Raw genomic sequence first — 25,432 nt, forward strand, 5'->3', positions numbered from 1 at the left:
CACCCGCATTTACACCAGCGGCAAATTCGGATGGATGTCCCCGTCCAGACGCGAACTTTCACCCGCCAGATGGCGGAGCAACGCGGCGAACGCGATCATCGCGGCATTGTCGGTGCAGAAAACCGGCGACGCCACGGAAATTTCCAGTCCATCACGCTCAGCCGCCTCCCGGAAGGCGTCGCGCAGGGCTTGATTGAGACTGACTCCACCTGACAGCGCGATTCTCCGGCGGCCGGCTTCTTTCGCGGCCCGCAGGGTTTTCCGCACCAGAATGTCGATGACCGCTTGTTGGAACGAAGCCGCCAGATCGGCGATGGGCAGGGCTGAGGTTTCCTTCTGAAGCGTGTAGAGGACCGCGGTTTTCAATCCGGAAAACGAGAAATCGAGATGCGGTTCGTGCAGCATCGAGCGCGGAAAATCATAGGCGGTTGGATTTCCACCGCGGGCGATTTTTTCGATCTCGGGGCCGCCTGGATAAGGCAGACCTAACATCTTACCCACCTTGTCATAGGCTTCTCCGGCAGCGTCGTCGCGGGTGCCGCCGAGTTTCCGATAGATCCCCGGCCCTTCGACATCGAGCAACAGCGTGTGGCCACCGGAAACGATGAGAGCCACGTGCGGTGGGACCGAAGTTTGATCGAGAAACGGCGACAACAAGTGGCCTTCGAGGTGGTTGATTCCGAGAAATGGTCGCTTCGCCGCGCAGGCCATGCCTTTTGCCGCGGTGCTGCCGATCAAAAGCGACGACGCCAGACCGGGACCGGTAGTCGCGGCGAAAGCGTCGATTTCCGGCATCGTCACACCGGCGTCAGCCAGCGCTTTTTCCACCAGCCCGCGCAAATGCAGCGAGTGGTTCCGTGAGGCGAGCTCCGGGACGACGCCGCCATGCTCGCGATGGAGCGCGATCTGCGAGGAAATTTCCGACGCAAGAACTTCGGTGGCCTGCCCCGCCGAGCCACGGATGATCGCCACCGCGGTTTCATCGCAGGAGGATTCGATCGCCAGTAAAAGTGCCACGCGCGGGTTCATAGCCGAAGCCTTTCGGAAAACCCCATCAAAAAAAGCGTGCCGGAGAAATGTTTTCCCGGTTGCACGATGCGTCCGGGTCCGCATGATCGCCGCGACCGATGAATTTCCTCAAGGAACTGCGCTGGGAACCGACGATTGGCGATCCCACTTTCATGGGCTGGTTCACTGTCGCCGCCTACGCGGTCGCCGCGCTTTTCGCCGCGCGGGTGTGGATGCGCGGGCGGGAAAAACTCTGGCTGTTCGTGGCGATCGGCATGGCCGCGCTGTGCGTCAACAAGCAGCTTGATCTGCAATCGCTATTCACCGCCATCGGCCGGGTCGTCGCCTGGCACGGCGGCTGGTTCGAGCAACGCAGGTCCTATCAGAAATGGATCGTGCTGGGAATGCTCGCGGTTTCCGCCCTTCTCTGCGCTGGATTTGTCTGGCGCTTCCATGCGTTCTGGCTCGGTCACAAGTTGCTGTCCGCCGGAGTCATGTTTCTGCTGACATTCATCGTTGTCCGCGCGGTTTCATTCCATCACGTGGACGTATTTCTCAACTCCGACATCGCAGGCATGCGGATGAACTGGTTGCTGGAACTCGGTGGGATTTTTCTCGTCGGCCTCGCCGCAGTTAGAGAATCGGTGGTGAAACGGAAATCCGCCTGACTCACGCTTCTTCCATCGTGTCGCCGACAACTTCCTCGGGATCGATGTCCGCACGTTCGTAGGAGGAAATCGCGGCCCGCACCATGGCCACCGCACTTTCCCGTTCATCGTGAATGACCTGCACGCCGAGTTCGCGGAGAATCCGGACTTCGGCGGCGAATTTGGCTCTGGCGAAGATGAAAATCCCGTTGTTCCGTTCGCGCACCAACGGCACAGCGATGGAGGTCATTCGCACCGAGGGAAACGTGAACGCCACCAACCGCGCCCGTTTGATTCCCGCCAGATCCAGCGCCTCGGGGTGGGTCGAGTCGGCGAACAAAACCGGCTGTCCTTCGCTTTTCAACATCCGCACGGTATCGGAATTCAGTTCCATCACCAGAGTGCTCACGCCGCAACGTTTCAGGGCTTCGTTGAGCGAGCGGCCCACCGGACCATAGCCGCAGATGATGGCATGGTCGCTGATGTCTTTGACCGCCTTGATCGCCGTCATCGCTTCGGGGACGATCTTGCGGACTTTGAAAACTCCCTTTTTCTCCAGCCATTTTCCCAACGGCCCTGCTCCCCGCATCAGCGACGGCACCACGGCCATGGTCACCGCAGTGCAGACCAACAGCATCTGCTCGACGCTCGCATCGAATGGGCGGTAGCCGCCGGCCTTGCCGATGAGAACGAGCGAAAATTCCCCGGTGCTCGCAAGGCTACCCGCCGCAAGCAGCGCCGCGCGGGAGGGAAGCTTGATCCATTTGAGCACCCCAAAGAGGATGCCGCTTTTGAGAATCAGGATGATCGCGCTCCCTAACAAAACGTGCGCCCAGTCCGCGGCGATGGCGGATAGATCGATCAGAAGCCCTACGGAAATAAAGAAGATCGCGAGGAACAAATCCTTGAACGGCAGAATGTCCGATAGAATCCGGTGGCTGTAAATCGATTCACTCACCACCAGCCCGGCGGCGAAGGCTCCAAGGGCGAGCGACAAATCCAACGCTCCCCCGGCGAAGGCAACACCCGCGCAGAGACCGATCACGGTGAGGGTGAACAACTCCCGGCTGCGGGTGCGGGCGACGGCGTGCAGCAGCGGCGTCAGACCATAGCGACCTAACAACCAAGCTCCCGCCAGGAACAATCCGCCCTTGAGCAGGGCCGCTCCGATTTGTCCGGCCACCGCGCCCTCGCCCTTGCCGTAGAGTGCCGGCATCACCAGGAAAAACACGATCACCATGACGTCTTGAAAGAGCGCGATTCCCAAACTCGCCCGCGCTCCCGGATTGTTCTGCTGGCCCATGTCCTGGAACGACATCATCGACACGGCGGTGGAGCTCAGCGCGACCGCCACTCCGAGCACGATGCTGTCGGCCATCGGAAATCCCAAAGCCGTGGCCAGAATTCCCACGATCCCGGCGGTGATGCCGACCTGCAATCCGCCGCCGATCAACGCAGTCCGCCAAAGGTGCTTGAACTCGCTAAGCGAGAATTCGATGCCGAGGGTGAACATCAGCAGGATCACTCCGATTTCCGCGAAATTGGTGATCACGGGGTTTCCCTTGTCCAGACCGGTGAACCAGAGCAGTCCGAAATTTCCAATCATCACCCCGCTCAGGAGGTAGCCGACGAGGAGACTCTGTTTGAACTTCACTAGAACCAGCGAAACCAGCACCGCGAGCACTAGAACCAGCGTCAACAAGGCGAACAGCGGCGAGACATTCGCCACACCGCTGGCCAGAAAAAACCACTCAAGAACCATCACCGCCAGAATCCCGTTTTATCGCGGAATGGCAAAGGACAAAACGCCTCAAACCGATCTAACCGGGAATACCGCGCCGTCCGCCGATCTATAAAACAGTTCCGTGGCCCCGCGTTTCACATAGCCGAGAGCGTGGCGGATTCCCGCTTCGGCGATCGGCGAAACGCTGGTGATCTCCCCTGCTCCGTTTTCCAAAGGTCCCGGAGATGCCGGGATTTCCGCGTCGAGAACGAACCGGGTGAGCCGCTTGTTCACCTTCCCCGCCGACTTGATCCGGGAAATGACTTCCTGCCCGATGTAGCAGCCCTTGTTGTAGGAAATGTCCGTTTCTTCCAGCAGCGCCTCGGGCGGGAGCATGCCTTCGATGAGTTCATGGCCCCAAGCGGGAACTCCGTTGGAAATACGGAACGCTTCCAATTCGTCGCCTGACAACGATCGGGCTTCCACTGGCAATTCAAATTCCGATCCACAGGGAAACCACCAATCCGTTCCCGGAACTCCGAAGCGATCCGATTTGCGGGCGATGACGCCATCCGGCACCACCGCTATTTCTCCGATCAAATGAATCAACGCATACTTTCCAGTTAGATCGGCGACTTCCACATCGTCCGCGATGAGGTAGCGTGTCAGACGGGCTTCGAGACTTTCTGCCAGATCCGCAGTCGTTTCGACCCACAAGGCGCCGTCCGCTTCCGTGAGAGTCACTCGGAACTGCAGTTTGCCCTTCGCGTCGGTCACGCAGGATGACAGCGAGATTTCACCTCCCGCCAACCGGCGCACGTCCTGCGTGAGCTGGCCGTTGAGAAACCTAACGGAATCAGGTCCGCGGAATTCCAACAACGCGGGGCAATCGAGAATGATCAGACGAATCCCGCTCACGCTTTTTCCAGATAGGGTTTCGCGACCGCGGAGAAATCAAGATCACCGAGGCCTTCTTCCGAGAGCTCCGTCATGCGTTTCGAAACCGCGGCAATCGCTGGAGTTTCGAGGCCGACGGACTCCGCGAGGGCCAGCATGTAGCGGCTGTCCTTGCCCATGTTGGACAGGGAGAAATGGGTCTCGTAATTTCCAGCCGCCATCATCGGCAGCTTCATGCCACTGAGGACCGAAGTGCAGGCGTTTTCGGAAACCGCTTGGATGAGGCAATCTGCGGAAACGCCGTGGCGGGTCGCAATGGCGAGCGACTCTGCAAGCGCCTGAACGGTGCATGCGGAAATCAAATTGGTGGCGAGCTTCACGACGGTCGCGGCACCGACTTCACCGCAGTGAAGCTGGCCTCTTCCGGTGACCGACAGATAGGGCTCCAGTTCTTTCGCCAAGCCGATATCTCCGCCGATGTAGTAGAGCAGTTGGCCGTTCGCCGAAGCCAGCTTGCTGCCCGTGAACGGCGTGTCCAGAAAGCGACAGCCGCGTGCCAGACAGATTTCCTCCAGCCAGTGTGTGGTTTCCAAATCCAGTGTCGCGTGGTTGAGGACGATCTGGCCGGGTTCGAGAAAGGCTTCGATCCGACCGATGGTTTGCCTAACCGCCGGAACGTCTTTCAGATAGATCGAAATGACCGCGGCACCGCGGATCGCGGCTTCGGGCGTATCGGTTTCTCCCGCCAGATGCTTCGGGGTCCGGTTCCAGCAGCTCACCTGCCAGCCGGCGTCAACCAACCGCGCGCACGCCCGGGACCCGATGATGCCGAGCCCGATGACCGCGGCCCGCTTTTCGGTAGGGAAACTCATTGTCTGCGCTGCAGTGCGAGTTCGACGAGCTTCGCAGCTTGTTTGCGGATCTCTGTCATCATTTCGTGGGTCGGCTCGTCACCATCGGCCAACGTCATTTCGGTGCGGAGGCCGGCGAGAAGATCGCGCATCGCCAAATAGTTCGCACGCTCGGAAATCTTCGGCTCAAGACCCGTGACGGACTCAGCATAGTAATCAGCGATGTCCTCGCGCATCACCTTGCGGGCGCGCTCGACGCTGAACTGATTGTCCACCGCGACCGTCGAAACCTCCAGCGCGCGGATCCATCCGCCGAGGGAAATCAAATGCGCGAGGTCGGCATCGCGCAGGCTCACCAGTTCCAACTCCACATCGCGCTGGGTGGCGGCGAGTTCCTTTTTCAGCTCGACGACATTTTTATTTTTCGCACTCTCTAACAAACCCGCGGCGTGACGGTTCACGCGATCCCCGGCACCGAGCGATTTACCATAGCGGGTGAGGTCGTTGGCCAACTCCTGAACCTTGTCGAGCTGTTCAGCCTGAACGATCAGGAATCCATCCGCAATGAGGAATCCCAACTCGACGGCGAGATCAGCACGATCCTCAGGCATGCGCGGCGGCATTTTCCGTTCCACCTCGGCGATCGGCAGCGGCATCAGGAATTGCAGCGTGTCGAACAACTTGGCGATCGACGGAGCGGTGAACTCGTTCACGCCCAGTTCCTCGCGGACATGTTCGTCCTCGAGAAGATCCTTCGGTATTTCTCCCTTGTTCTCGTTATTGGCCTCTTGGGCGGCAAGCGGGAGAACTAATGCGGCGAAAGCGCCTAGCAGGCATGTGCGACTCAATTTCACGACCGGAGTCTGACACCGGCCCATGGGTTCGGCAATCGACAAAATCGGCTGGAATCATCCTTCCAACTGGAAATCAGGGCTCGATTCCCGGGGTGAAAATTTGAATTGCCAAGTCAATCGGGCTGCCGCAATCTCCCGGCATTGGAACGACAGAGCGGTGCTTCTTGTCGATTTTCCGAAACTCCTATGGGTTGACGCCCACCTGCCCGACCGGGCCCAGGAAGCTTTTTCAAGCGAATCGAGCCGGTTAATCCGCAGGATCGTTATCTCCACCCTGTTCCGCGGATATGCGGGTGATTCCACCCAAATGCCTGCCCCGATCGCTTCACCCCAACCCCTATTTTCCATTCCTCATGGCCGGTCACAACAAGTGGTCCAAGGTCAAACACATCAAAGCCAGAGTCGATGCCATCAAGGGCAGGGTCTTCAGCAAGTGCGCGCATGAAATCGCACTCGCCGCCCGCGCCGGAGGCGGAGACCCGGCGGGAAATGCCCGACTCCGCACCGCGATCGACAACGCCAAGGCCGTTTCCACGCCCAAGGACAACATCGAACGCGCCATCAAAAAAGGCACCGGCGAACTCGGCGGCGAAATGATCCAGGAAATCTCCTACGAAGGCTACGGCCCGGCCGGCATCGCCTTCATCATCGAAATGGCCACAGACAATCTCAACCGAACCGCCCAGGATCTGCGCACGATTTTTTCGAAAAACGGCGGCAGCGTCGCCACGCCCGGCAGCGTTTCCTATCAATTCGACCGCAAGGGCGAGATCCGCATCCCCGCTTCCGACATTCCCGAGGATAGAATCATGGATGCCGCCATCGAGGCCGGTGCGGATGATGTCCAGAGCGATGCCGAGGAACACGTTATTTTCACTGCGCCTAACGAACTGGGCACCGTCGCCAACCTGCTGCGCGTCTCCGGACTGAATCTGGTTTCCGAAAAACTCGTTTCCATTCCCCAAACTCCCTGTGTGGTCGGCGACGTCACGACCGCCCGCCAGGCCATCAAACTTTACGACCTGCTGGACGACTATCCAGACACCCTGAACGTTTTCACCAATTTCGAAGTCGCCGACGACCTACTCGATCAACTCGCGTCCTGAGCCATTTCCAGCCAGCACGCCTCTAATTTTCCAACTGATTCCGGATGAGCAACCAAACTAACGAGGACACCATGCCGCAGCCCCCTGCCGGCACAGACGGTGAAACCCCACCCGCACGCAAGCGGGCGGCGAAAAAAGCAGCTACCAAAACCGCCTCCAAAGCGGCGCCGGCCAAAAAGGCCGCTGCAAAAAAAGTCGCCGCCAAGAAAGTCGCCGGAAAACTGGCCGCGTCGTCGTCTCCAACCACCCCCGAGCTACCGTTCAACGAGCCGGTGAATTCCAAGCCTGTTCCCGCTCCGGAAGCTGCCCCGGCTCCCAAGCCTCGCATTTCAAGAGCGAAAAAAGTCGCCGTCGAACCGGATGCGCCAGCTCCGCCGCCCGCTTCCCAAGCACCCGCCGATGAATCCCCGCGCCGCTTCGGTCGCGTTCCCGGTGGCGGTCCGGTGGCTCCCCGCGAGCCAGCGGAACCGCGTGAGCCGGCGTCGGTCGTTTCAATTCCCTTTCCTCAACCACCACAGCCGCCGAATCGCGAAAACGCTCCACCGCGTGATCAGGAACGCCGTGAGCGCCCACCGCAAGAGGGACAACAGAATTTCCAGCAACGTGATGGTCAAGGCGGACAGGGTGGTCAAGGCCAGCCGCGGGAGAGCCGCAGCAAGCGCCGCCGCGAAAAGCGCAAGCGCCGCAAGGGCGACCGCGTGGAACAAGGCGGACATCCGAATCAACCGCACCGCCAGCCTCAACAGCGCCATGACGGCGGCGAGCGACAAGGGCCGCCGAACGAAATGGACGACCGCCGTCAGATCCAGCTCAACGGTCCGAAGATCGAGGCCGACGGCATGCTTGAACTCGCGCCGAAAGGCTTCGGTTTCCTGCGCATTCCGGGGAAAAATTTCGAACAGGCGCGCGACGATGTCTTTGTCACTCCTGAGACCATCCGCAAATACAATCTGCGTCTCGGCCAGTGGATCCACGGTCTCTATCAGGAAGGCCCGCGCGGACCACAGTTGGTCGAAATTTCCAAGGTCAACGACATGACTCCCGAGGAAGCATCCAAGCTTCCCCATTTCGACGAGCTCAAGGCGATCAACCCTAGCAAGCGGATCAGTTTCGAAACCACTCCCGAGCGTTTCACCACCCGGGTCGTCGATATCATGGCCCCCGTCGGCCGCGGCCAGCGCGGGCTCATCGTATCGCCGCCGCGCTCCGGCAAGACCACGCTGCTGCTGCACATGGCGGAAGCGATTCGCGAGAAATACGACGAAGCGATCCACCTGATGGTCGTGCTGGTCGATGAACGGCCGGAAGAAGTCACCGAGTTCCGCCGCGCCCTTCCCGGTGCGGAGATTTATGCCAGTTCCAATGACGAACAGGCCCGCAACCACACCCGCATTGCCGAGCTCGCCATCGAGCGTGCCAAGCGTTTGGTGGAAGCCGGTCGAGATGTATTTCTGATCATGGATTCCATCACGCGTCTTGCGCGGGCCTACAATGGCAACATGAACAACCGTGGCCGCGGCACCGGCTCCGGCGGTATCACCATCGGCGCGCTCGAAGTGCCGCGCCGCCTCTTCGCCGCTGCTAGAAATACCCGTGGCGGAGGTTCGCTCACAATCATGGCCACCGCGCTGATCCAGACGAATTCCCGTGCCGATGAAGCGATTTACATGGAGTTTAAAGGCACCGGAAACATGGAACTCGTCCTCGACCGGAAGATCGCTGAAAACTACATCTATCCGGCAGTCGATATTTTCAAATCCGGCACCCGCCGCGAGGAGATTTTGTTAGCCGACCACATGCTTCACAAGATCCACCTGATCCGCCGCGGCCTCTCAGGCCATCGTCCGGCGGAGGCGATGGAGCGCCTGTTGTTCTTCCTGAAGAAATTCCCGAACAATCCGCAAATGCTGCTGGAGATCAAGGGATAAAACCGCCGCGTGCGGGCTTCATCCGCATGCTGACGATTTCAAACCAAGCGCCCAGCGCGATGCCGCAGACGTATGCCGGCAAATCCGGCCAGTTGAAGGTCGAGCCGAGGATCAACAGTCCCAGCCGCATGCCGCGGATCGAGTCGATCCATGGCGCATGATAGAGTTGTGAAAACTCGATGGCCCAGGCGAAGCATATCGAAATGATCGACAGCCGGAGGGTGGAAATCCGGCTGAAGAGGAATCCAAATCCGAAAAAGACCAGCAGCGCCCACCATGCATCGCCGCCGTATTTCGTTAGAAATGGCGGCAGATGGAGAAAGCGGGAACGCCACAGCAGACCAGCCACCATCACTCCCGCGACGAGGAACAGATAGAGCAACCGACTCCGCCGCGCGGCACCGGATTTCGGGAGAACCGTCACTAATGAGATCAGCTGGATTTCTTGTTCTTCAGCCGATAGTCGCGCCATTCGTTGACGGTGATATAGCCGTCGCCGCTGGTGTCGATTTTTTCAAACAACGCCCGCGGGTTGCTCGACTTCTTGGCCATCGGAGCCTTGAGGAATTCCGCATAACTGACCTTGCCGTCCTTGTTGGTGTCCAATGCCTGGAACTGTTTGTGCGACTCGGGATTCACCGTGTGATGCGGCTTGCTCGAGGACGCGCACGAGCCGAGAAAAACTCCGCTGAAAATTGCAAAAGCACCACCAGTGATCCATCGGACGTTGTTTGTCATGGCTGGCAATTAACACCGCCATGTCCGGTTGTCGCGGAACAATTTTCGGAAAATCACCGGCCAATCCATCCAACGTCGAAGACGAGGATTCCGCGACGGACGTGGCCCGAAACGTTGCGGGTGAGCGCTACCATTTAATTTGCTCTCCGCCCGCACAGGGACGACTTTATCCCCATTAATGGGGATACTGATAATACTTTCAGAAATGTTCCCCTTATCATGGAAAGTGTATTGAGTTAAAAACCCAATTTTACCATGAAACCCAAATCCCTGTTGGTTGTGCGCCTTCTGCCAGCCCGAGTTGTCGTATCCTTCGGGATGGCTGTGGCCGGTCTTTCTGTCGAAACCGCCCACGCGGCCGATCAAGCCTGGTCCACCAGTCCGGCATCCGCAAATTTCAGTGGAGTCAATTGGACGTCGGGGCAGGTTCCCGGTGCCGCCTCCGGCAATGTCGCCAGTAATGACAGCCTGTTCTTCGGCACGTCCACTTTGACCTCCCTATCCAATGACAATACGGCCTTCACGTATGCCGGGCTGACGTTCAATTCGGGTGCGTCACCTTTTACCATGGGCGGCAACTCTTTCACGCTCAGTTCTGGCATCACCAACAACAGTACCAATCTGCAGGTGATCGCCATGCCAACAGCTCTTTCGGCGACGCAGACGGTCAACGCCAACACCGGCACGACCACTCATATCGGCGTCATCAGCGGTGCGGCATTCGGACTGAACAAGACCGGCAGCGGCCTCTTTAACTCGACCGCCCAAAACACCTATACCGGTGCCAACACGCTTTCCGCGGGTACGGTCGGAATGGTGGACAACCTGAATTTGGGAACCACTGCGGCCACGGTGTTGCTGGACGGGGGCACCTTGAGAACGACCGGCGCGACGATCACCAATACCCATGCAATCACCATCGGTGCGGGTGGGGGCACGATCAATGCATTGGGATTTCAATACTTTTTCAATACCGCCAACCAACTGATCGGCAGCGGCACCTTGACCCTGAACGGGACTGGCACCCAAGGCAATCTAAGCAATTTCCGCCTCGGCGTGGCCAACGCCTACAGTGGGAACCTGGTCATCCAGAATGGCGCGAACGTGGAATATGGCAATGCGAGTTCGCTGGGGGCAGCCGCCACCATCAACATTAACGCAACTGGAAAGCTGTCCGTGGGAGGGTTGACGGCGGTAAACAACATCACTGTGGCAAGCGGAGGTGCGTTGGCCTACAACGGAGCCGGAACCTATAGCGGGATCGTCTCCTTGACCAGCGGCACGGCGGATGTGGATCTATTTGCTTGGTTCAATTTCCAGACAAATGTCAGTGGAACGATCAGCGGCAAGATCACAGGGGCGGGAGGACTCAATGTCATCGCCACCGCGGGAGCCACGCTAACCGCCTCGGGCCCCAATGACTACACCGGGCCGACGACCGCGACCAACGCGGGCATCACGGTAAATGGCGCCAATGGCGTGCTGACGGGGTCTACCAGTTATGCGGGCACCAACAGCACCTTCACCCTCGACTACACCACTGGGAACAATAACAAGCTGAAAGATGGAGGCGCGGTCACCTTGGGCAGCAACGGCTTTTTCATCATCACCCCGAACACAAGTGCGGCGACGACGGAGAACATCGATGCTTTCAACGCCGCACAAGGCACCTCCACCGTCACGCTTAGCGGTGCCGCCGGCCAGGTCACCACACTGAACGCCAGCTCCCTGACGCGCGCGAACAATGCCACATCACTCATTCGCGGCTCCAATCTCAACCAGTCCCAAGCGACTCAAGTCAGCCGCTTTACTCTGGGTGACAGCGGCGCGTCCCTCACGCTTGTGGGAACGAATACCCTGAACAGCGGCGGAACCAGCGATGCGACGCAGGCACTTAAAATTGTCCCGTATCTCCTGGCGGACACATCCGTCGCCGGCACCGGCAATAATTTCATCACCTACGATACCACTCTGGGTCTGCGTGCCTTGACCACTGCCGAGGAAACCGCCCTCACCGCCGGTTACGTGACCGCGGCAAATCCCGACAATGCACTCGCCGCCGCCGTGACGCTGAGCAATGCCAGCGTGCAGGTGAACTCGCTGTTGTTCAATTCCGCGGTAGCCTTGGATGGAACAGCCACGACACTCACCGTCGACAGCGGTGCGATCGCCTCGACGACCGGCACCGCATCCATCGGGACTGGCGTCAGCAGCGTGAGCCTCGGCAACGGCGAAGGAGTGCTCTTGGTGGGCGCGGGCACGCTCACCATCAATTCCCCTATCAGCGTTTCGAGCAGCGGCGGATTGACCAAGGGCGGCGCGGGCGCTGCCGTTCTCACCGCAGCCAATACCTACCCCGGCACCACCACCATCAACCAAGGCTCACTGACTCTGGGGACCACCGACAACATCCTCAACGGGACCACCGGCACCGCGCTGCAAATCAACCATACCGGCACGTTTGCCATCGGCACCACGACCCAGAAGATCACCAGCCTTGGCATGAATGGCAATGCAGCCATCACCGGTACAACGCTCAATCTCGGTGGCAACGTGACCTACGATGGAACGAAAAACCTCCCGGTGGCCGCCACGGGGATCGGAGTCACCAATCTGAATCTCAATGGCACCCGCTCGTTTACAGTGAGCGACTCGTTTGCTTCCACCTTTACAAGCACCACCAACCTTGCAGCCCCCGATCTTTCCGTCAGTTCGGTCATTGCCGACGGCAGCGGCAGCAGCGGACTAACCAAGGACGGTAATGGGAGTCTCGCTCTCAGCGGAGCGAATCTCTACACCGGGGCAACCACGATCAATGGCGGGACTTTGGTGATCGGCAACAACGGTACCACGGGTTCATTGGCGACCGGCAGCACGATTTCAAACAACGGCACCTTGGGCTTCAGCCGGACCAACACGGTCACGCAAGGAACTGATTTCAGCGGCAGCGCGATCAGCGGTACCGGCGGAATCAACCTATACGCCGGTACCTTGGTTCTGAATGCAGCCAACAGCTTCAACGGTCCCGTGAACATCCTCAACGGCACGGTCAGCGCGACGACCATCGGCAATTCCGGAGAAAACAGCGCTCTTGGCACCAACGGCACCATCAACATCGGAGAGGTCAGCGTGAACACGACCGCCAACACCGCCAATCTGACCTACACCGGCAGCGGCGAGACGACTAACAAGACAATCAACCTTGTCGGCTATAGCTCCCAGAGCACCGCGATTATCGAGGCTTCCGGCTCCGGCTTGCTGAAATTCACCAGCCCGATTAACGGCAGCACTGGCTCGCGAGTCCTCACCCTGCAGGGCACCGGCAGCGGCGAACTGGCGTCCGGGCTTACCGATTTCAGCACCGGGGTCCTGAGCGTCACCAAGGCGGGCACCGGATCATGGACGCTCTCCGGGGCGAACAGCAACACCGGCACTCTCGCCGTCGCGGGCGGAACACTGAATTTATCCAGCACGTTGGGTGCCAACATTACTAACGGCAGCGTCAGGGTAGGCGCCGTGGCCAGCGCCCCGGCCATCCTCAACATCCTGCCGGGCGCAGTGGCAAATAACCGTTTCAACATGTTCGTCGGCGACGCCGGCTCGGGGACCGGCGGCGGTGCGGTGTATCAAACCGGCGGCACCGTGCTGTTTACCCAGGCCGCAGGTATCGATCCATTGCGGATCGGCTCCAATACCGCCGGCTACGGCTATTACAAGCTATCCGGAGGCACCGTAACCTCCAGCCGCCCCACCGTCGGTGCCAGCTTGCCGGATACCGTGGGCGTATTGGAGGTCACGGGCGGCACTTTCACCTCCACCGAACAAACCCATATTGCCGGGGGATCGGCGACGGGTTCCGGACTTCTGAACGTCACCGGCGGCTCCGTGGTCGCAGGCACGGATATCAGAATGCTGGCCCTTCAGGCTGGAACGGCAGGAGCCACCCAACAGGCGGTTCTCAATGTGGGCGGCGGCGGGGGCTCCGCGAGTGTTACCACAGGAAATTTAGGGACTGTTGGGGTCAATCTGGCGCAAACAGGAAACATTGCAGGTGAACTGGGCGTGGTGAATCTCCTAACCAACGGCACCCTCAACACGGGTCGTATATTGGGCACGACGGCCAATCCCACCACGCATTTCAACTTTAATGGCGGAACATTGAAGGCCACCGCGACCAACAACGTCACCATCTTCGGCGACGCCACGCTTGATGCCGTAAATGTTTACAGCAGCGGCGGGACGATCGACAACAATGGCACCCCCATCACCATCAACCGGGCATTGCTCGTCCCCGCAGGTTTCGGAGTAAGCGGAACATCGATCGCAGTGGTGTCCGGCGGAACCGGGTATATCGGAGCACCGCTGGTGAAATTCACCGGCGGCACAGGCACCGGTGCGACCGGCTACGCGGTGGTCACCGCTGGCGTGGTGACAAGCATCACGGTCACCAGCCCTGGGATCGGCTACACGGTCGGCGACACCTTGACCGCCACCTTTTTCGGCGCCGCATCCACGGCGGCGCCAGCCGTCACAGGTATAGCGGTCGCCGCCAACACTAGCGGCGGCATGACGTTCCAAGGGTCCGGGACCACAACTCTTTCGGCGAGCAGCACCTACACCGGGACGACGACAGTCGCAGCAGGTACGCTGGCGGTCAATGGCACGGCCCTCGCCGATACGGGCAAACTGGTGATTAGTGGAGGAAAAGTCCAACCGACCGGCACGGAAGTCGTGGGCACCTTGTTTTTCGGGGCTGCCCAGAAAGCCGCCGGAACTTGGGGATCCACCAGTTCGTCCGCCACCCATAAAGACAACACCCACTTCTCCGGAACCGGGGTGGTCAGCGTGACGACGGGTGTGAATTACGCCACTTGGGCCGCCATCAACGCCGGTTCCCAAACGGCCGACCTCGACTTCGACAACGACGGTGTGAGAAACGGAGTCGAATACTTCATGGATGCCCCTGCCGGATTCACCGCCAATCCCGCGCCGGTTGCCAACGTAATCACCTGGACGAACGGAGGAAATATCGCGGCCTCCGCCTATGGCACCGAATACGTCGTGCAAACGTCAACAGACCTGGCGAATTGGAACCCGGTGGCGCTGGTCGACCTCACCGCCAACTCCGACGGCCCCGGCGGATCGTTGATCTACACCCTGCAGCCCGCCTTAGGGAAGATCTTCGCCCGCCTCGTGGTAACGCCTAACTGATTCAGGGAATTCGAAATGCCGCGGCGGAATGGATTTCCGTCGCGGCGTTTTCCTTTCAACGGCCCATCCAGCCGCCGTCGACGACGAGAATCTCGCCGTGGACGTAGCGCGACGCATCGCTGGCGAGAAAGACGATCGGACCTTTGAAATCCTCGGGATTTCCCCAGCGGCCGGCCGGAATGCGGGCGAGGATTTGCGTGCTCCGGACCGGGTCTTCGCGCAGAGCCTCGGTGTTGTCGGTGGAAATGTAGCCGGGGGCGATGGCGTTGACGTTCACGCCTTTTGACGCCCACTCGTTGGCAAGTGCCTTGGTAAGCTGGCCGATGCCGCCCTTCGAGGCCGCGTAGCCGGGGACCGTGAGACCGCCTTGGAATGTGAGGAGAGACGCGGTGAAGATGATTTTCCCGCTGCCGCGCTCGATCATTTTCGCGCCGATGTCACGGCTGAGGAGGAACTGGGCGTTGAGGTTCACGTCGATGACTTCGAACCACATGTCGTCCGGGTGCTCGGCGGCCGGCTTGCGTTTGATGGTGCCGGCGTTGTTGACGAGGATGTCGGGCGCACCTTGCTCGGTCATGACTTGGGCGGCAAACGCTTTCACGGCCTTGCGGTCGGAGAAATCGCACTGATAGGCGGTGAATTTCCGGCCGAGAGCGGTGACGGCTTTTTCAATCGCGCTGCCTGCTAGCTCCAGACTGGCACTGACGCCGATGATGTCGGCTCCCGCTTCGGCGAGGCCCTGGGCCATGGCGAAACCGATGCCGCGTTTGCAACCGGTGACGATGGCGGTTTTTCCAGTGAGGTCGAACATGAGTTGAGAGTTTATGGTTGATGGTTGATAGTGAAGAGGAAAAGCGGATGGAGGCGGCAGTGGAAATTTCTTTCCATCAACTATCAACCATCCACTATCAACTTTCTTCACCGCAGATCGGCGATTTCGACGCGGTCCATGTCGGTGAAAGCTTGGTTTTCACCGCCCATGGCCCAACAGAAGCGATAGCTGGCGGTGCCGCAGCCGGTGTGGATCGACCATGGCGGCGAGAGCACGACTTGTCTATCAGCCACCCACAACGGGCGGGTTTCCTGCGGCTGGCCCATCATGTGGAGAACGCGGTGCGCGGCAGGCACGTCGAAGTAGCAATACACCTCGCTGCGGCGGTCGTGGGTGTGGCAGGGCATGGTGTTCCAGATGCTGCCGGGCTTGAACTCGGTGAAGCCTAACACCAACTGGCAGCTTTTAATGCCGTTCTCGTGGATGTATTGGAAAATCGTGCGCTCGTTGCATTCATCCTTGCTGCCGAGTTCCACGCGGTTCGCATCGGCGCGGGTGGCTTTGGCCGTCGGATAGGTGGCGTGGGCCGGATAGCTGACGAGATAGAAAACGGCGGGACTATCCGCCGCGGCACTGGTGAAGGAAATCTCCTTGCTGCCACGGCCGATGTAGAGGCAGTCGTGAGCTCCCATTTCATAGACGGTGCCATCAACGGTCACGGAGCCGGCGCTGCCGAGGTTGAGGATGCCGAGTTCGCGGCGTTGGCAGAAGAAATCGGCTTTCAGCGCATCGTCGTTGGGGAGTTCCAACGCACTGCCGCCCGGGATGGCGCTGCCGACGACGGCGCGATCCAGATCGGTGTAAACAAGATTGATTTCACCCGCGGTAAAAAGTTCATCGAGAAGAAAGGAGGCGCGGAGTTCCCCGGTATCGAGGACGGCGGTTTCGCGGGGCGATGGCATCAGTCTGGTATCCATAAATGAAGTGGTTGAATCGATTCGTGTTTAAAGCATCCGGCAGGTCGTGTGGGAACCCCCATTTAAGGGAGGCAACACCCGATTTTCCTTTGATTCGGAGAACCGCCATCCTTCATTGGACCCGAGCCGTGGCAACCGGAATCTTAGTTTCCACGTTTACTTAAGTTACAAAATCACATGCACCACCTGAAATCCCATTCGTCCGGTCCGCGCGGTTCCAAGTTCGGCAAGGTTCTGTTATTCGCTCTGGCCGCGGTGTCACCATTGATCGCGGCGGATCCGAAGCCTGCGGAAATCGTCAAGGATATGAAGCGGGTGGCCGATTGGCAGATTGAAAATCCTTCGAAGCATGCGGTCCACGATTGGACACAGGCGCCGTTTTTCCTCGGTTTGGTGAATCTCAATCAGGTGACCGGCGAGGTGAAATACCTGGAGGCGGTGGATGCCTTCGGGAAAAAACTTTCATACGGCCCTGGCCCAAAGGTGACTCATGCGGATGACCACGCGGTGCTGCAGGCTTGGCTGGAGGAATACCGTCTCGACAAGGATCCGGCAAAATTGAATCCGAGCATCGCTCATTTCGAAAAAATCACCGCAGCCTTGGCGAAGGAAACGCCGAAATCCATTTCGGGAGGATCGTTCACGTGGTGCTGGTGCGACGCGCTTTTCATGTCGCCCGCCATCTGGTCGCATCTCTCGCAGATCACCGGCGATCCGAAATATTTTGCCTGGGCCGACAAAGAATGGTGGACGACGACCGATGTGCTCTATGATCCGACAAATCACCTTTTCTATCGGGACAACAATTTCTTCACGAAGCGCACTCCCAGCGGCAAAAAGGTGTTCTGGGCACGCGGCAATGGCTGGGTCATTGGCGGCCTGATTCACGTGCTCGACTATCTGCCGGCCGATCATCCGTCGCGGGTGAAATACCTCGGGCTCTATCATGACATGATGTACGCGCTGCTGAAGCTCCAGAACGAGGATGGCCTGTGGCGCACGAGCCTGCTGGACCCGCAGAATCCGCAAGGCGAATCGTCCGGCTCAGCCTTCTTCGTCTATGGCATGGCCTGGGGCATCAACCGCGGCCTGCTTCCGGCGAACCTGTTCCAGCCCGAGGTGATGAAGGGCTATCAGGCACTGGCGAAAAATATCCAACCCACCGGCATGCTTGGATTCGTGCAGAAAATCGGTGACTCACCGGACAAGCAAGACACCACCGCCGAATCGACCGAAGTTTACGGCTCGGGTGCGTTTCTCCTCGCCGGTTCCGAAATCGTCCGCCTGCTGGATCCCGCGAAACGCCGGACTGATGTGGCCAGTTTTAAAGGCGTGAAATTGCCCGAGCGCTTCATGCCGGCCACGCCGCGCACGTTCGCCCGCTACGTGCCGGAGCGTTCCGATGATTTCGCTTGGGAAAACGATCTCGTCGCCTTCCGCACCTATGGTCCGGCATTGCGGCCCGGTCCGGAAAACAGCGGGATCGACTGCTGGTTCAAGCGCGTCCCCTACCCGATCATCGACAAATGGTATCTCCAGGACCGCCTCAAGCTGGAGTATGGCAAGGTCAACAAACCCTATCATCAGGATCAGGGCGAAGGCTATGACGTCTATCACGTCGGCGACAGCCGTGGCTGCGGCGGCATCTCGGTCTGGGCCGATGAAAAGCCCTACAACTCGGATACCTACATCGCCCAACGCGTCATTTCCAGCACCCCGGAACGCACTGTTTTCGAACTCGATTACGCCAGTGATTTCAAAGGAAAGGTCCTTCGCGAAACCAAGCGCTTCACCCTGATCATGGGCGAGCGCCTGTTCCAATGTGATTCCCGTTTCACGCTCGATGGCAAACCAGCCTCCAACCTCGACGTCGTCATCGGCCTGAGCCCGCAGGTCAAAGGAACCGAACCGGTCAACTCGCCGAAATCCGGGGCGATGATGCTGTGGGAGAAATTCGACGGCTACGGACTCGGCACCGGCATCGTTCTCGACCCTGCCCGGGTGGTGAAAATGATGCCCTACACAGACCCCGCCGGACACACCCAGGCGTTTTGCCTCGCCCGGACCGATGAAAACGGCAGCATCCGCTGGTTCGCCGGCTACGGTTGGGAAGGACAGGGGGACATCACGACTGCGGAAAAATGGACGGCGTATTTGAAAGGATTCGCCGGGAAATACCTGAAAACTCCCTACGCGGACTATTCCAAGGACCCGACCTTCAAGGTTCACACGCTCGATGCTCCGACGACTCCCTGAAGTAGGGCCGACGGCCGCTGTTTCCATCGCCTTTTTGATTTTCAAAAACGGGCATGGTCGGTGCTACCCCCGCTCTTGACAGTCCACGTTGCGAAAAGCAGATTCCTCCCCCGTTTCGCCTCAGTCTGTGATGTTCCCGTGAATCCCGGTCGCATTTCCGGCTCGGGTCGGGCGATCTCAGGAACTTCCCCAGCTACCCGCTTGCGCCAACACCAAGGCCTTATACTTTCGAAAAATTTCCTCAATGAATTCCAAGTCACCATCGCAGAAGTCCCCATTTGGCTGGCCCGAACCCCAAGGCCTCTGGCATCCGTCACGTGAGAAGGATTCCTGCGGCGTCGGATTCATTGCCCACCTCAAGGGCAAGAGGTCGCATGACATCGTGCTCAAAACGTTGACGATGAACGAGCACATGGACCATCGCGGTGCGAGTGGATCGGATCCGGCGACCGGTGACGGCGCGGGCATGCTCATCCAGATGCCGGACAAGTTCCTGCGCCGTGAAATGGCCGCGAAAGGCGTGGAACTGCCGCCGGAAGGCGATTACGGCTCGGGCTTGGTGTTTTTCTCTCCCGAAGCCGCCGTGCGGGAGGTGGCGATGCAGGTTTTCGAACATGTCATCCGTGAGCAGGGTCAAAAATTTCTCGGTTGGCGCACGGTGCCGGTGAAGAGCTCGATCCTCGGAAAAACCTCCGGCCGCTACGAGCCGACGATCAAGCAGGTATTCATCGGAAAAAGCGATGATATTGCCGACGCGAAGGCCTTCGAAACGAAGCTCTACGTCATCCGCAAGCAGGTCGGCAACTGGATCCGCAACAACGAGGTTCCTAACCAATTCCGCGATGTTCATGGAAACAAGGGCAACTCGTTCCCCGGCGCGGACTACCACTACGTCACCGGTCTATCAGCCAGGACAATGATTTACAAGGGCATGCTGACGCCCTGCCAGCTTTCCGAGTATTTCCCGGATTTCCTCGATCCTGACTTCGAATCAGCCCTCGCGCTGATGCACACCCGCTTCTCGACCAATACATTCCCAAGCTGGTCCCGCGCTCACCCTAACCGTTTCATCGCCCACAACGGGGAAATCAATACGGTCATGGGCAACGCGAATTTCATGAAGGCCCGTCAGGCACTTTGCCAGAGCGATCTTTTCGGCACGGAAATCGAGAACATTTTCCCGGTCATCAACGAGGATGGCTCGGACTCCGCACGTTTCGACAATGCGTTAGAGTTCATGCATTTCGGCGGCTACGATCTCGTCCACGCGATGATGATGATGATTCCCGAGCCATGGGAACGCCACACCATGATGGATGAGGAAAAGAAGGCGTTCTACGAATTTCACGCCTGCATGATGGAGCCTTGGGATGGCCCGGCTTCTATCACATTCTCCGACGGCCAACAGATCGGCGCGGTTCTCGATAGAAACGGCCTCCGCCCGAGCCGCTATTATGTGACCGACGACGATCTCGTCATCATGGCGTCCGAAGTCGGCGTCGTGCCGGACATCGATCCGCTCAAGGTCGTCGAAAAAGGCCGCCTGCGCCCCGGCAAGATGTTCCTCGTGGACATGAAGGAAGGCCGCATCGTCCCCGACGACGAAGTGAAAAAGCGGGTTTACGGAGCGAAGCCTTACGGCCAATGGCTGAAAGAAAACCGCATCACGCTCAAGGATCTACCCGCCGCCAAGGCTCCGAAGACCGTCGAGGAAGATCGTGTCCTGGAACGCCAGATCGCATTCGGCTACACCTACGAAGATCTTCGCATGCTGCTTGGACCTACAGCCTCCACCGGCGTCCAACCAATTTCGTCGATGGGCAACGACACGCCGCTCGCGGTCCTGTCCACCAAGCCGAAGCATCTCTATCAGTATTTCAAACAGATCTTCGCCCAGGTCACCAACCCGGCGCTCGACTGTATCCGCGAGGAGCTCGTCACCTCCACGGAAACCTTCCTCGGTTCCGAAGGCAACCTGCTCGCACCCGGCCCTGAAAGCTGCCGCATGATCCGCCTCGACAGCCCGTTGATCGACAACGAATCGCTTGCCCGCCTTCGCGAGGTAAACCTCGAAGGATTCAAGGCCACCACCATCGACGCCCTCTTCCCCGCCGACGCAGGCGGAGAAGGACTCGAAGCCGCGTTTGAAAACATTTGCGCCCAGGCCGATGAAGCCATCGCCGCCGGATACAACCTGCTCATCCTTTCCGATAGAAACATCGATAAGGCAAACGCCGCCATCCCAACTCTGCTCCTGATGGGCGGCATCCACCATTACTTGGTCGGACAAGGCACGCGCACCCTCGTTTCCATCATCCTTGAAACCGGCGAGGCCCGCGAGGTCCACCATTTCTCCACCCTCATCGGCTACGGCGCGGATGCGATCAACCCCTACATGGCGTTCGAATCCATCCACAAGATGATCAAGGACGACATGCTCGCCACCGACTTCGACAAGGCGGTTTACAACTTCCTCAAAGGCTCGATCAAGGGCGTCGTAAAGACCATGGCGAAGATGGGAATCTCCACCGTCGCCTCCTACCGTGGCGCACAGATTTTCGAAACCATCGGCCTCAGCACCGACCTCGTGAACAAGTTTTTCCACGGCACCTCCAGCCGTTGTGAAGGCTCGGACATCGAACAAATCGCCGAGGAAGCACTCATCCGTCATCGCGAAGCATTTCCTGATAGACACATCGAGGCAGAAGAAGCCGCGCTCGATGCGGGTGGCGTCTATCAATGGCGCAGCGATGGTGAATATCACCTTTTTAATCCGGAAACCATCCACCTTCTCCAAAAGGCCACCCGCACCGGCAGCTACGAGGTTTTCAAGCAGTATGCCAAGAAGGTGAACGACCAGAGCGAGAACATCTCCACGCTCCGTGGACTGATGAAATTCAAGAGCAACCGCAAGCCGGTGCCGCTTGAGGAAGTGGAATCCGTCGAAGCCATCACCAAGCGCTTCAAAACCGGCGCGATGTCCTACGGTTCGATTTCCAAGGAAGCCCACGAAACCCTCGCCATCGCGATGAACCGCATCGGCGGCAAATCGAACACCGGCGAAGGTGGCGAAGATCCGGAACGTTTCGTCACCATGCCTAACGGCGACAGCAAACGCTCCGCCATCAAGCAGGTCGCGTCCGGCCGTTTCGGCGTGACCGGCGAATACCTCGTCAACGCGGACGAAATTCAGATCAAGATTTCCCAAGGTGCCAAACCCGGCGAGGGCGGCGAACTCCCCGGCTCAAAAGTCTATCCGTGGATCGCCAAGGTCCGCTACTCGACTCCGGGTGTCGGCCTCGTGTCCCCTCCTCCGCACCACGACATTTACTCGATCGAGGATCTGTCGGAACTCATCCACGACCTGAAGAACTCCAACCCGCGCGCCCGCATCAACGTGAAGCTCGTGGCGGAAGTCGGTGTCGGAACCATCGCCGCCGGTGTCGCCAAGGCCCACGCCGATGTCATTCTCATCGCCGGTCACGACGGCGGCACGGGAGCATCCCCATCCTCCTCCATCTTCAACGCCGGTGCCCCATGGGAACTCGGCCTTGCGGAAACCAACCAGATCCTCCTTCTCAACGATCTCCGCAGCCGCGTGGTGCTTGAGACGGATGGCCAGCTCAAGACCGGCCGCGATGTCGCCATCGCAACCCTGCTAGGGGCCGAGGAATACGGGTTCGCTACCGCGCCGCTCGTCACCGTCGGCTGTCTGATGATGCGCGTCTGCCAGAAAAACACCTGCCCGGTCGGCATCGCCACGCAGGATCCGGTCCTTCGGAAAAACTTCGAGGGCAAGCCGGAGCACGTCGTCAATTTCATGACCTTCATCGCCATGGAACTCCGCGAGATCATGGCCGAGCTCGGTTTCCGCAAGATCACCGACATGGTCGGCAAGGTGGAATGCCTCGATACCAACGAAGCGACCGAACACTGGAAAGCCAAGGGCGTCGACCTCACCAGCATCTTCCACAAGCCGGACGTCGGCGACAGTGTGGGTGCTTATAACACGATCGAACAGGATCACGGCCTCAAGGCAGCTCTCGACAACACGCACCTCCTCACACTCTGCAAACCCGCCATCGAGCGCGGTGAAAAAGTCCGTGTCGAGTTGCCGATCATCAACGTGAACCGCGTTGTCGGCACCATCACCGGCAGCGAGATTTCCCGCAAATACGGCGGCAAGGGACTTCCCGAAGACACCATCGATCTAAAGTTCACCGGAAGCGCCGGCCAATCGCTCGGCGCGTTCACACCTCCGGGCATGACTTTCCGCCTCGAAGGCGATGCGAACGACTACGTCGGCAAGGGACTTTCCGGCGCGAAAATCATCATCTATCCGCCGAAGGGTTCGCTCTTCAAGCCCGAGGAAAACATCATCATCGGAAACGTCGCCCTCTATGGTGCGACCAGCGGTGAGGCGTTCTTCAACGGTATTGCAGGCGAACGTTTCTGCGTCCGCAATTCCGGCGCAAAGGCGCTCGTCGAAGGTGTCGGCGACCACGGTTGCGAATACATGACCGGTGGACAGGTGATTGTGCTGGGAGAAACCGGCCGCAACTTCGCGGCGGGCATGTCCGGCGGCGTCGCCTACGTCTACGACATCGACGGCCTGTTCGAGAAGCGCCTCAACCATGAGATGGTGAATCTCTATCGCCTCATCGAGTGCAGCGACAAGGACATCAGTCTCGTCAAATCCACCATCGGGAAACACGTAGAATATACCGAATCGCCGCGCGGAAAATTCCTGTTGGAAAACTGGGATGCCGAGCTACCGAAGTTCTTCAAGGTACTCCCACGCGACTACGAGCGTATGCTCGAAGCGTTCAAGCGGGTCGAGGAACAAGGCCTCACCGGCGACGAGGCCGCGATGGCCGCTTTCGAGGAAAACCTCAAGGACCTCGCACGCGTCGGCGGCAACTAACACACAGCGTTTACTTTTTTACTATCTGATCAAATGGGCAAGCCAACAGGATTCATGGAAGTCGATCGGGTGACCGATTCCGAAACCGCACCACTCGAGCGCATCAAGAACTGGCGCGAGTTCAAGATTCATTCCGATGAGAAAACCCAGCGTGCCCAGGGTTCGCGCTGCATGGACTGCGGCACGCCCTTCTGCCACACCGGCCACATGGTTTCCGGCATGGCCAGCGGCTGCCCGGTGAACAACCTGATCCCCGAGTGGAATGATCTCATCTTCCGCGGACGTTGGAAGGAAGCGCTACAGCGCCTTCACAAGACGAACAACTTCCCGGAGTTCACTGGCCGCGTTTGTCCCGCTCCGTGCGAGGGTTCCTGCGTGCTCAGCGTGATCGAACCTGCTGTCACCATCAAAAACAACGAGTGCGCGATCATCGACCGCGGCTGGGAGGAAGGCTGGGTAGTTGCTAGAATTCCTTCGAAGCGCACGGGCAAGAAAGTCGCCATCGTCGGTTCCGGCCCTGCCGGTCTCGCATGCGCCGACCAGCTCAACCAAGCCGGCCACAGTGTCACCGTCTTCGAACGCGAGGACCGTATCGGCGGCCTGCTGATGTATGGCATTCCTAACATGAAGCTCGACAAGGAGCTTGTCGTCCAACGCCGCGTCAACCTGATGGCGGAGGAAGGCATCGTTTTCAAAACCGGCATCTTCATCGGCAAGGACAGCGAATGGACTGCCGAAAAACTGCGCAAGGATTTCGACTCCGTCGTCCTCTGCTGCGGTGCCACCGCCGGCCGCGACCTCCCGATCGAGAATCGTGATGCGGATGGCGTTTACATGGCGATGGAGTTTCTCACCACGAACACCCGCTATCAGCTCGACCACAAGTTCGACGGCACCAACCCCGCGCTGAACGCCACCGGCAAGGACGTCGTCGTCATCGGCGGCGGCGACACCGGAACCGACTGCGTCGGCACCAGCCTGCGACACGGTTGCAAGAGCGTGATCCAGTTGGAAATTATGCCGATGCCACCGGAGAAGCGCGCGGCTAACAACCCATGGCCCGAATGGCCGAAGGTTTACAAGATGGACTACGGCCAGGAGGAAGCCGCCGCCATCCAAGGCAAGGACCCGCGCCACTATCTCGTCCAAACCAAACGTTTCATCAAGGATGCCGCCGGCAATCTCAGCGGTCTCGAAATCGTCGAGATCGAATGGGCCAAGGACGACCAAGGCCGCTTCATCCCGAAGGACGTCGAAGGCACGCTCCGCGTCATCCCCTGCCAGCTTGCTTTGCTGGCGATGGGCTTCACCGGCCCGGAAACCGAGGTCATCGAAAAATTCGCCCTCGATACCGACGCCCGCTCCAACATCAAGGCCGAGCACGGCACATTCACGACCAACGTCCCCGGAGTTTTCGCCGCCGGCGATGTCCGCCGCGGCCAATCGCTCGTCGTCTGGGCCATCAACGAAGGCCGTGGTGCGGCACGCGAGTGCGACCGTTTCCTGATGGGTATCACGAATTTGCCGTGAGGCATTTCCG

Annotated in this window: 16 protein-coding genes; 7 read left to right on the forward strand and 9 right to left on the reverse strand. The window is 59.2% G+C overall.

Going from position 1 to position 25,432, the window contains the following annotated elements:
• Positions 1 to 9 precede the first annotated feature (9 nt).
• The gene (gene tsaD / locus ABIQ96_RS10585) at positions 10 to 1,017 is read right to left on the reverse strand and encodes a tRNA (adenosine(37)-N6)-threonylcarbamoyltransferase complex transferase subunit TsaD (protein WP_348214553.1); all 1,008 of its coding nucleotides are present in this window, start codon (positions 1,015 to 1,017) and stop codon (positions 10 to 12) included.
• Positions 1,018 to 1,127: 110 nt separating this feature from the next.
• Between tsaD and ABIQ96_RS10590 the strand changes: the two genes are divergently transcribed.
• Complete coding sequence (locus ABIQ96_RS10590; RefSeq protein WP_348214554.1) at positions 1,128 to 1,676, forward strand: hypothetical protein; 549 nt, start codon at positions 1,128 to 1,130, stop codon at positions 1,674 to 1,676.
• 1 nt (position 1,677) lies between these two features.
• Here ABIQ96_RS10590 and ABIQ96_RS10595 read toward each other — a convergent pair whose 3' ends face one another.
• From ABIQ96_RS10595 to ABIQ96_RS10610, 4 genes are read right to left on the reverse strand one after another with little or no spacing between them, the layout of a single operon-like run.
• Positions 1,678 to 3,417 carry a cation:proton antiporter gene (locus tag ABIQ96_RS10595; RefSeq protein ID WP_348214555.1) on the reverse strand — a complete coding sequence of 580 codons (1,740 nt, stop codon included), beginning with the start codon at positions 3,415 to 3,417 and terminating at the stop codon, positions 1,678 to 1,680.
• Between the two features lie 48 nt (positions 3,418 to 3,465).
• Positions 3,466 to 4,296 carry a hypothetical protein gene (locus ABIQ96_RS10600; protein WP_348214556.1) on the reverse strand — a complete coding sequence of 277 codons (831 nt, stop codon included), beginning with the start codon at positions 4,294 to 4,296 and terminating at the stop codon, positions 3,466 to 3,468.
• Positions 4,293 to 5,147, reverse strand: coding sequence for an NAD(P)-dependent oxidoreductase (locus tag ABIQ96_RS10605; protein ID WP_348214557.1), 855 nt, complete (start codon positions 5,145 to 5,147; stop codon positions 4,293 to 4,295). Before ABIQ96_RS10605 ends, ABIQ96_RS10600 begins: the two co-directional genes overlap by 4 nt.
• Positions 5,144 to 5,980: a hypothetical protein gene (locus tag ABIQ96_RS10610; protein WP_348214558.1), complete on the reverse strand. Its 837-nt coding sequence runs from the start codon at positions 5,978 to 5,980 to the stop codon at positions 5,144 to 5,146. The genes ABIQ96_RS10605 and ABIQ96_RS10610 overlap by 4 nt, the downstream gene beginning before the upstream one ends.
• A 353-nt stretch (positions 5,981 to 6,333) precedes the next feature.
• Between ABIQ96_RS10610 and ABIQ96_RS10615 the strand changes: the two genes are divergently transcribed.
• Together ABIQ96_RS10615 and rho are read left to right on the forward strand one after the other, a co-directional pair.
• Complete coding sequence (locus ABIQ96_RS10615) at positions 6,334 to 7,086, forward strand: YebC/PmpR family DNA-binding transcriptional regulator (RefSeq protein WP_348214559.1); 753 nt, start codon at positions 6,334 to 6,336, stop codon at positions 7,084 to 7,086.
• Between the two features lie 44 nt (positions 7,087 to 7,130).
• Complete coding sequence (rho, locus tag ABIQ96_RS10620) at positions 7,131 to 9,014, forward strand: transcription termination factor Rho (RefSeq protein WP_348214560.1); 1,884 nt, start codon at positions 7,131 to 7,133, stop codon at positions 9,012 to 9,014.
• On the opposite strand, the gene ABIQ96_RS10625 is transcribed toward rho, so the two are convergent.
• A complete protein-coding gene (locus ABIQ96_RS10625) occupies positions 9,004 to 9,438 on the reverse strand; it encodes a DUF2809 domain-containing protein (protein WP_348214561.1) in 435 nt (144 codons plus the stop codon). The genes rho and ABIQ96_RS10625 overlap by 11 nt on opposite strands.
• A gap of 8 nt (positions 9,439 to 9,446) precedes the next feature.
• On the reverse strand, positions 9,447 to 9,752 hold the full coding sequence (locus tag ABIQ96_RS10630; RefSeq protein ID WP_348214562.1) for an EF-hand domain-containing protein: 306 nt from the start codon (positions 9,750 to 9,752) through the stop codon (positions 9,447 to 9,449).
• A 255-nt stretch (positions 9,753 to 10,007) separates the two neighbouring features.
• On the opposite strand from ABIQ96_RS10630, the gene ABIQ96_RS10635 reads away from it, so the two are divergent.
• Positions 10,008 to 14,963: an autotransporter-associated beta strand repeat-containing protein gene (locus tag ABIQ96_RS10635; RefSeq protein ID WP_348214563.1), complete on the forward strand. Its 4,956-nt coding sequence runs from the start codon at positions 10,008 to 10,010 to the stop codon at positions 14,961 to 14,963.
• Positions 14,964 to 15,018: 55 nt separating this feature from the next.
• Here the strand turns inward: ABIQ96_RS10635 and ABIQ96_RS10640 are convergent, their stop codons facing one another.
• Positions 15,019 to 15,774, reverse strand: coding sequence for an SDR family oxidoreductase (locus ABIQ96_RS10640; protein WP_348214564.1), 756 nt, complete (start codon positions 15,772 to 15,774; stop codon positions 15,019 to 15,021).
• Positions 15,775 to 15,881: 107 nt separating this feature from the next.
• Positions 15,882 to 16,712, reverse strand: a complete 831-nt coding sequence (gene kduI / locus ABIQ96_RS10645; RefSeq protein WP_348214565.1) for a 5-dehydro-4-deoxy-D-glucuronate isomerase — start codon at positions 16,710 to 16,712, stop codon at positions 15,882 to 15,884.
• Positions 16,713 to 16,889: 177 nt separating this feature from the next.
• On the opposite strand from kduI, the gene ABIQ96_RS10650 reads away from it, so the two are divergent.
• The 3 genes from ABIQ96_RS10650 (at position 16,890) to ABIQ96_RS10660 (ending at position 25,422) form a co-directional block, all read left to right on the forward strand.
• Positions 16,890 to 18,968 (forward strand): glycoside hydrolase family 88 protein, encoded by a 2,079-nt coding sequence (locus ABIQ96_RS10650; RefSeq protein WP_348214566.1) that lies wholly within the window; start codon positions 16,890 to 16,892, stop codon positions 18,966 to 18,968.
• Positions 18,969 to 19,212: 244 nt separating this feature from the next.
• Positions 19,213 to 23,892 carry a glutamate synthase large subunit gene (gltB, locus tag ABIQ96_RS10655; protein ID WP_348214567.1) on the forward strand — a complete coding sequence of 1,560 codons (4,680 nt, stop codon included), beginning with the start codon at positions 19,213 to 19,215 and terminating at the stop codon, positions 23,890 to 23,892.
• Between the two features lie 33 nt (positions 23,893 to 23,925).
• Positions 23,926 to 25,422, forward strand: a complete 1,497-nt coding sequence (locus ABIQ96_RS10660; RefSeq protein ID WP_348214568.1) for a glutamate synthase subunit beta — start codon at positions 23,926 to 23,928, stop codon at positions 25,420 to 25,422.
• The last annotated feature ends 10 nt before the right edge of the window (positions 25,423 to 25,432 follow it).

The organism is Luteolibacter sp. (assembly GCF_039920825.1).
Taxonomy (GTDB): domain Bacteria; phylum Verrucomicrobiota; class Verrucomicrobiia; order Verrucomicrobiales; family Akkermansiaceae; genus Luteolibacter.

Bases quoted from the DNA above. Each gene is read 5' to 3' on its own strand.
- ABIQ96_RS10590 (WP_348214554.1), top strand. From the start codon at position 1,128: ATGAATTTCCTCAAGGAACTGCGCTGGGAACCGACGATTGGCGATCCC.
- ABIQ96_RS10595 (WP_348214555.1), bottom strand. From the start codon at position 3,417: ATGGTTCTTGAGTGGTTTTTTCTGGCCAGCGGTGTGGCGAATGTCTCG.
- ABIQ96_RS10605 (WP_348214557.1), bottom strand. From the start codon at position 5,147: ATGAGTTTCCCTACCGAAAAGCGGGCCGCGGTCATCGGGCTCGGCATC.
- ABIQ96_RS10615 (WP_348214559.1), top strand. From the start codon at position 6,334: ATGGCCGGTCACAACAAGTGGTCCAAGGTCAAACACATCAAAGCCAGA.
- rho (WP_348214560.1), top strand. From the start codon at position 7,131: ATGAGCAACCAAACTAACGAGGACACCATGCCGCAGCCCCCTGCCGGC.
- ABIQ96_RS10630 (WP_348214562.1), bottom strand. From the start codon at position 9,752: ATGACAAACAACGTCCGATGGATCACTGGTGGTGCTTTTGCAATTTTC.
- ABIQ96_RS10635 (WP_348214563.1), top strand. From the start codon at position 10,008: ATGAAACCCAAATCCCTGTTGGTTGTGCGCCTTCTGCCAGCCCGAGTT.
- ABIQ96_RS10640 (WP_348214564.1), bottom strand. From the start codon at position 15,774: ATGTTCGACCTCACTGGAAAAACCGCCATCGTCACCGGTTGCAAACGC.
- kduI (WP_348214565.1), bottom strand. From the start codon at position 16,712: ATGGATACCAGACTGATGCCATCGCCCCGCGAAACCGCCGTCCTCGAT.
- ABIQ96_RS10650 (WP_348214566.1), top strand. From the start codon at position 16,890: ATGCACCACCTGAAATCCCATTCGTCCGGTCCGCGCGGTTCCAAGTTC.
- gltB (WP_348214567.1), top strand. From the start codon at position 19,213: ATGAATTCCAAGTCACCATCGCAGAAGTCCCCATTTGGCTGGCCCGAA.
- ABIQ96_RS10660 (WP_348214568.1), top strand. From the start codon at position 23,926: ATGGGCAAGCCAACAGGATTCATGGAAGTCGATCGGGTGACCGATTCC.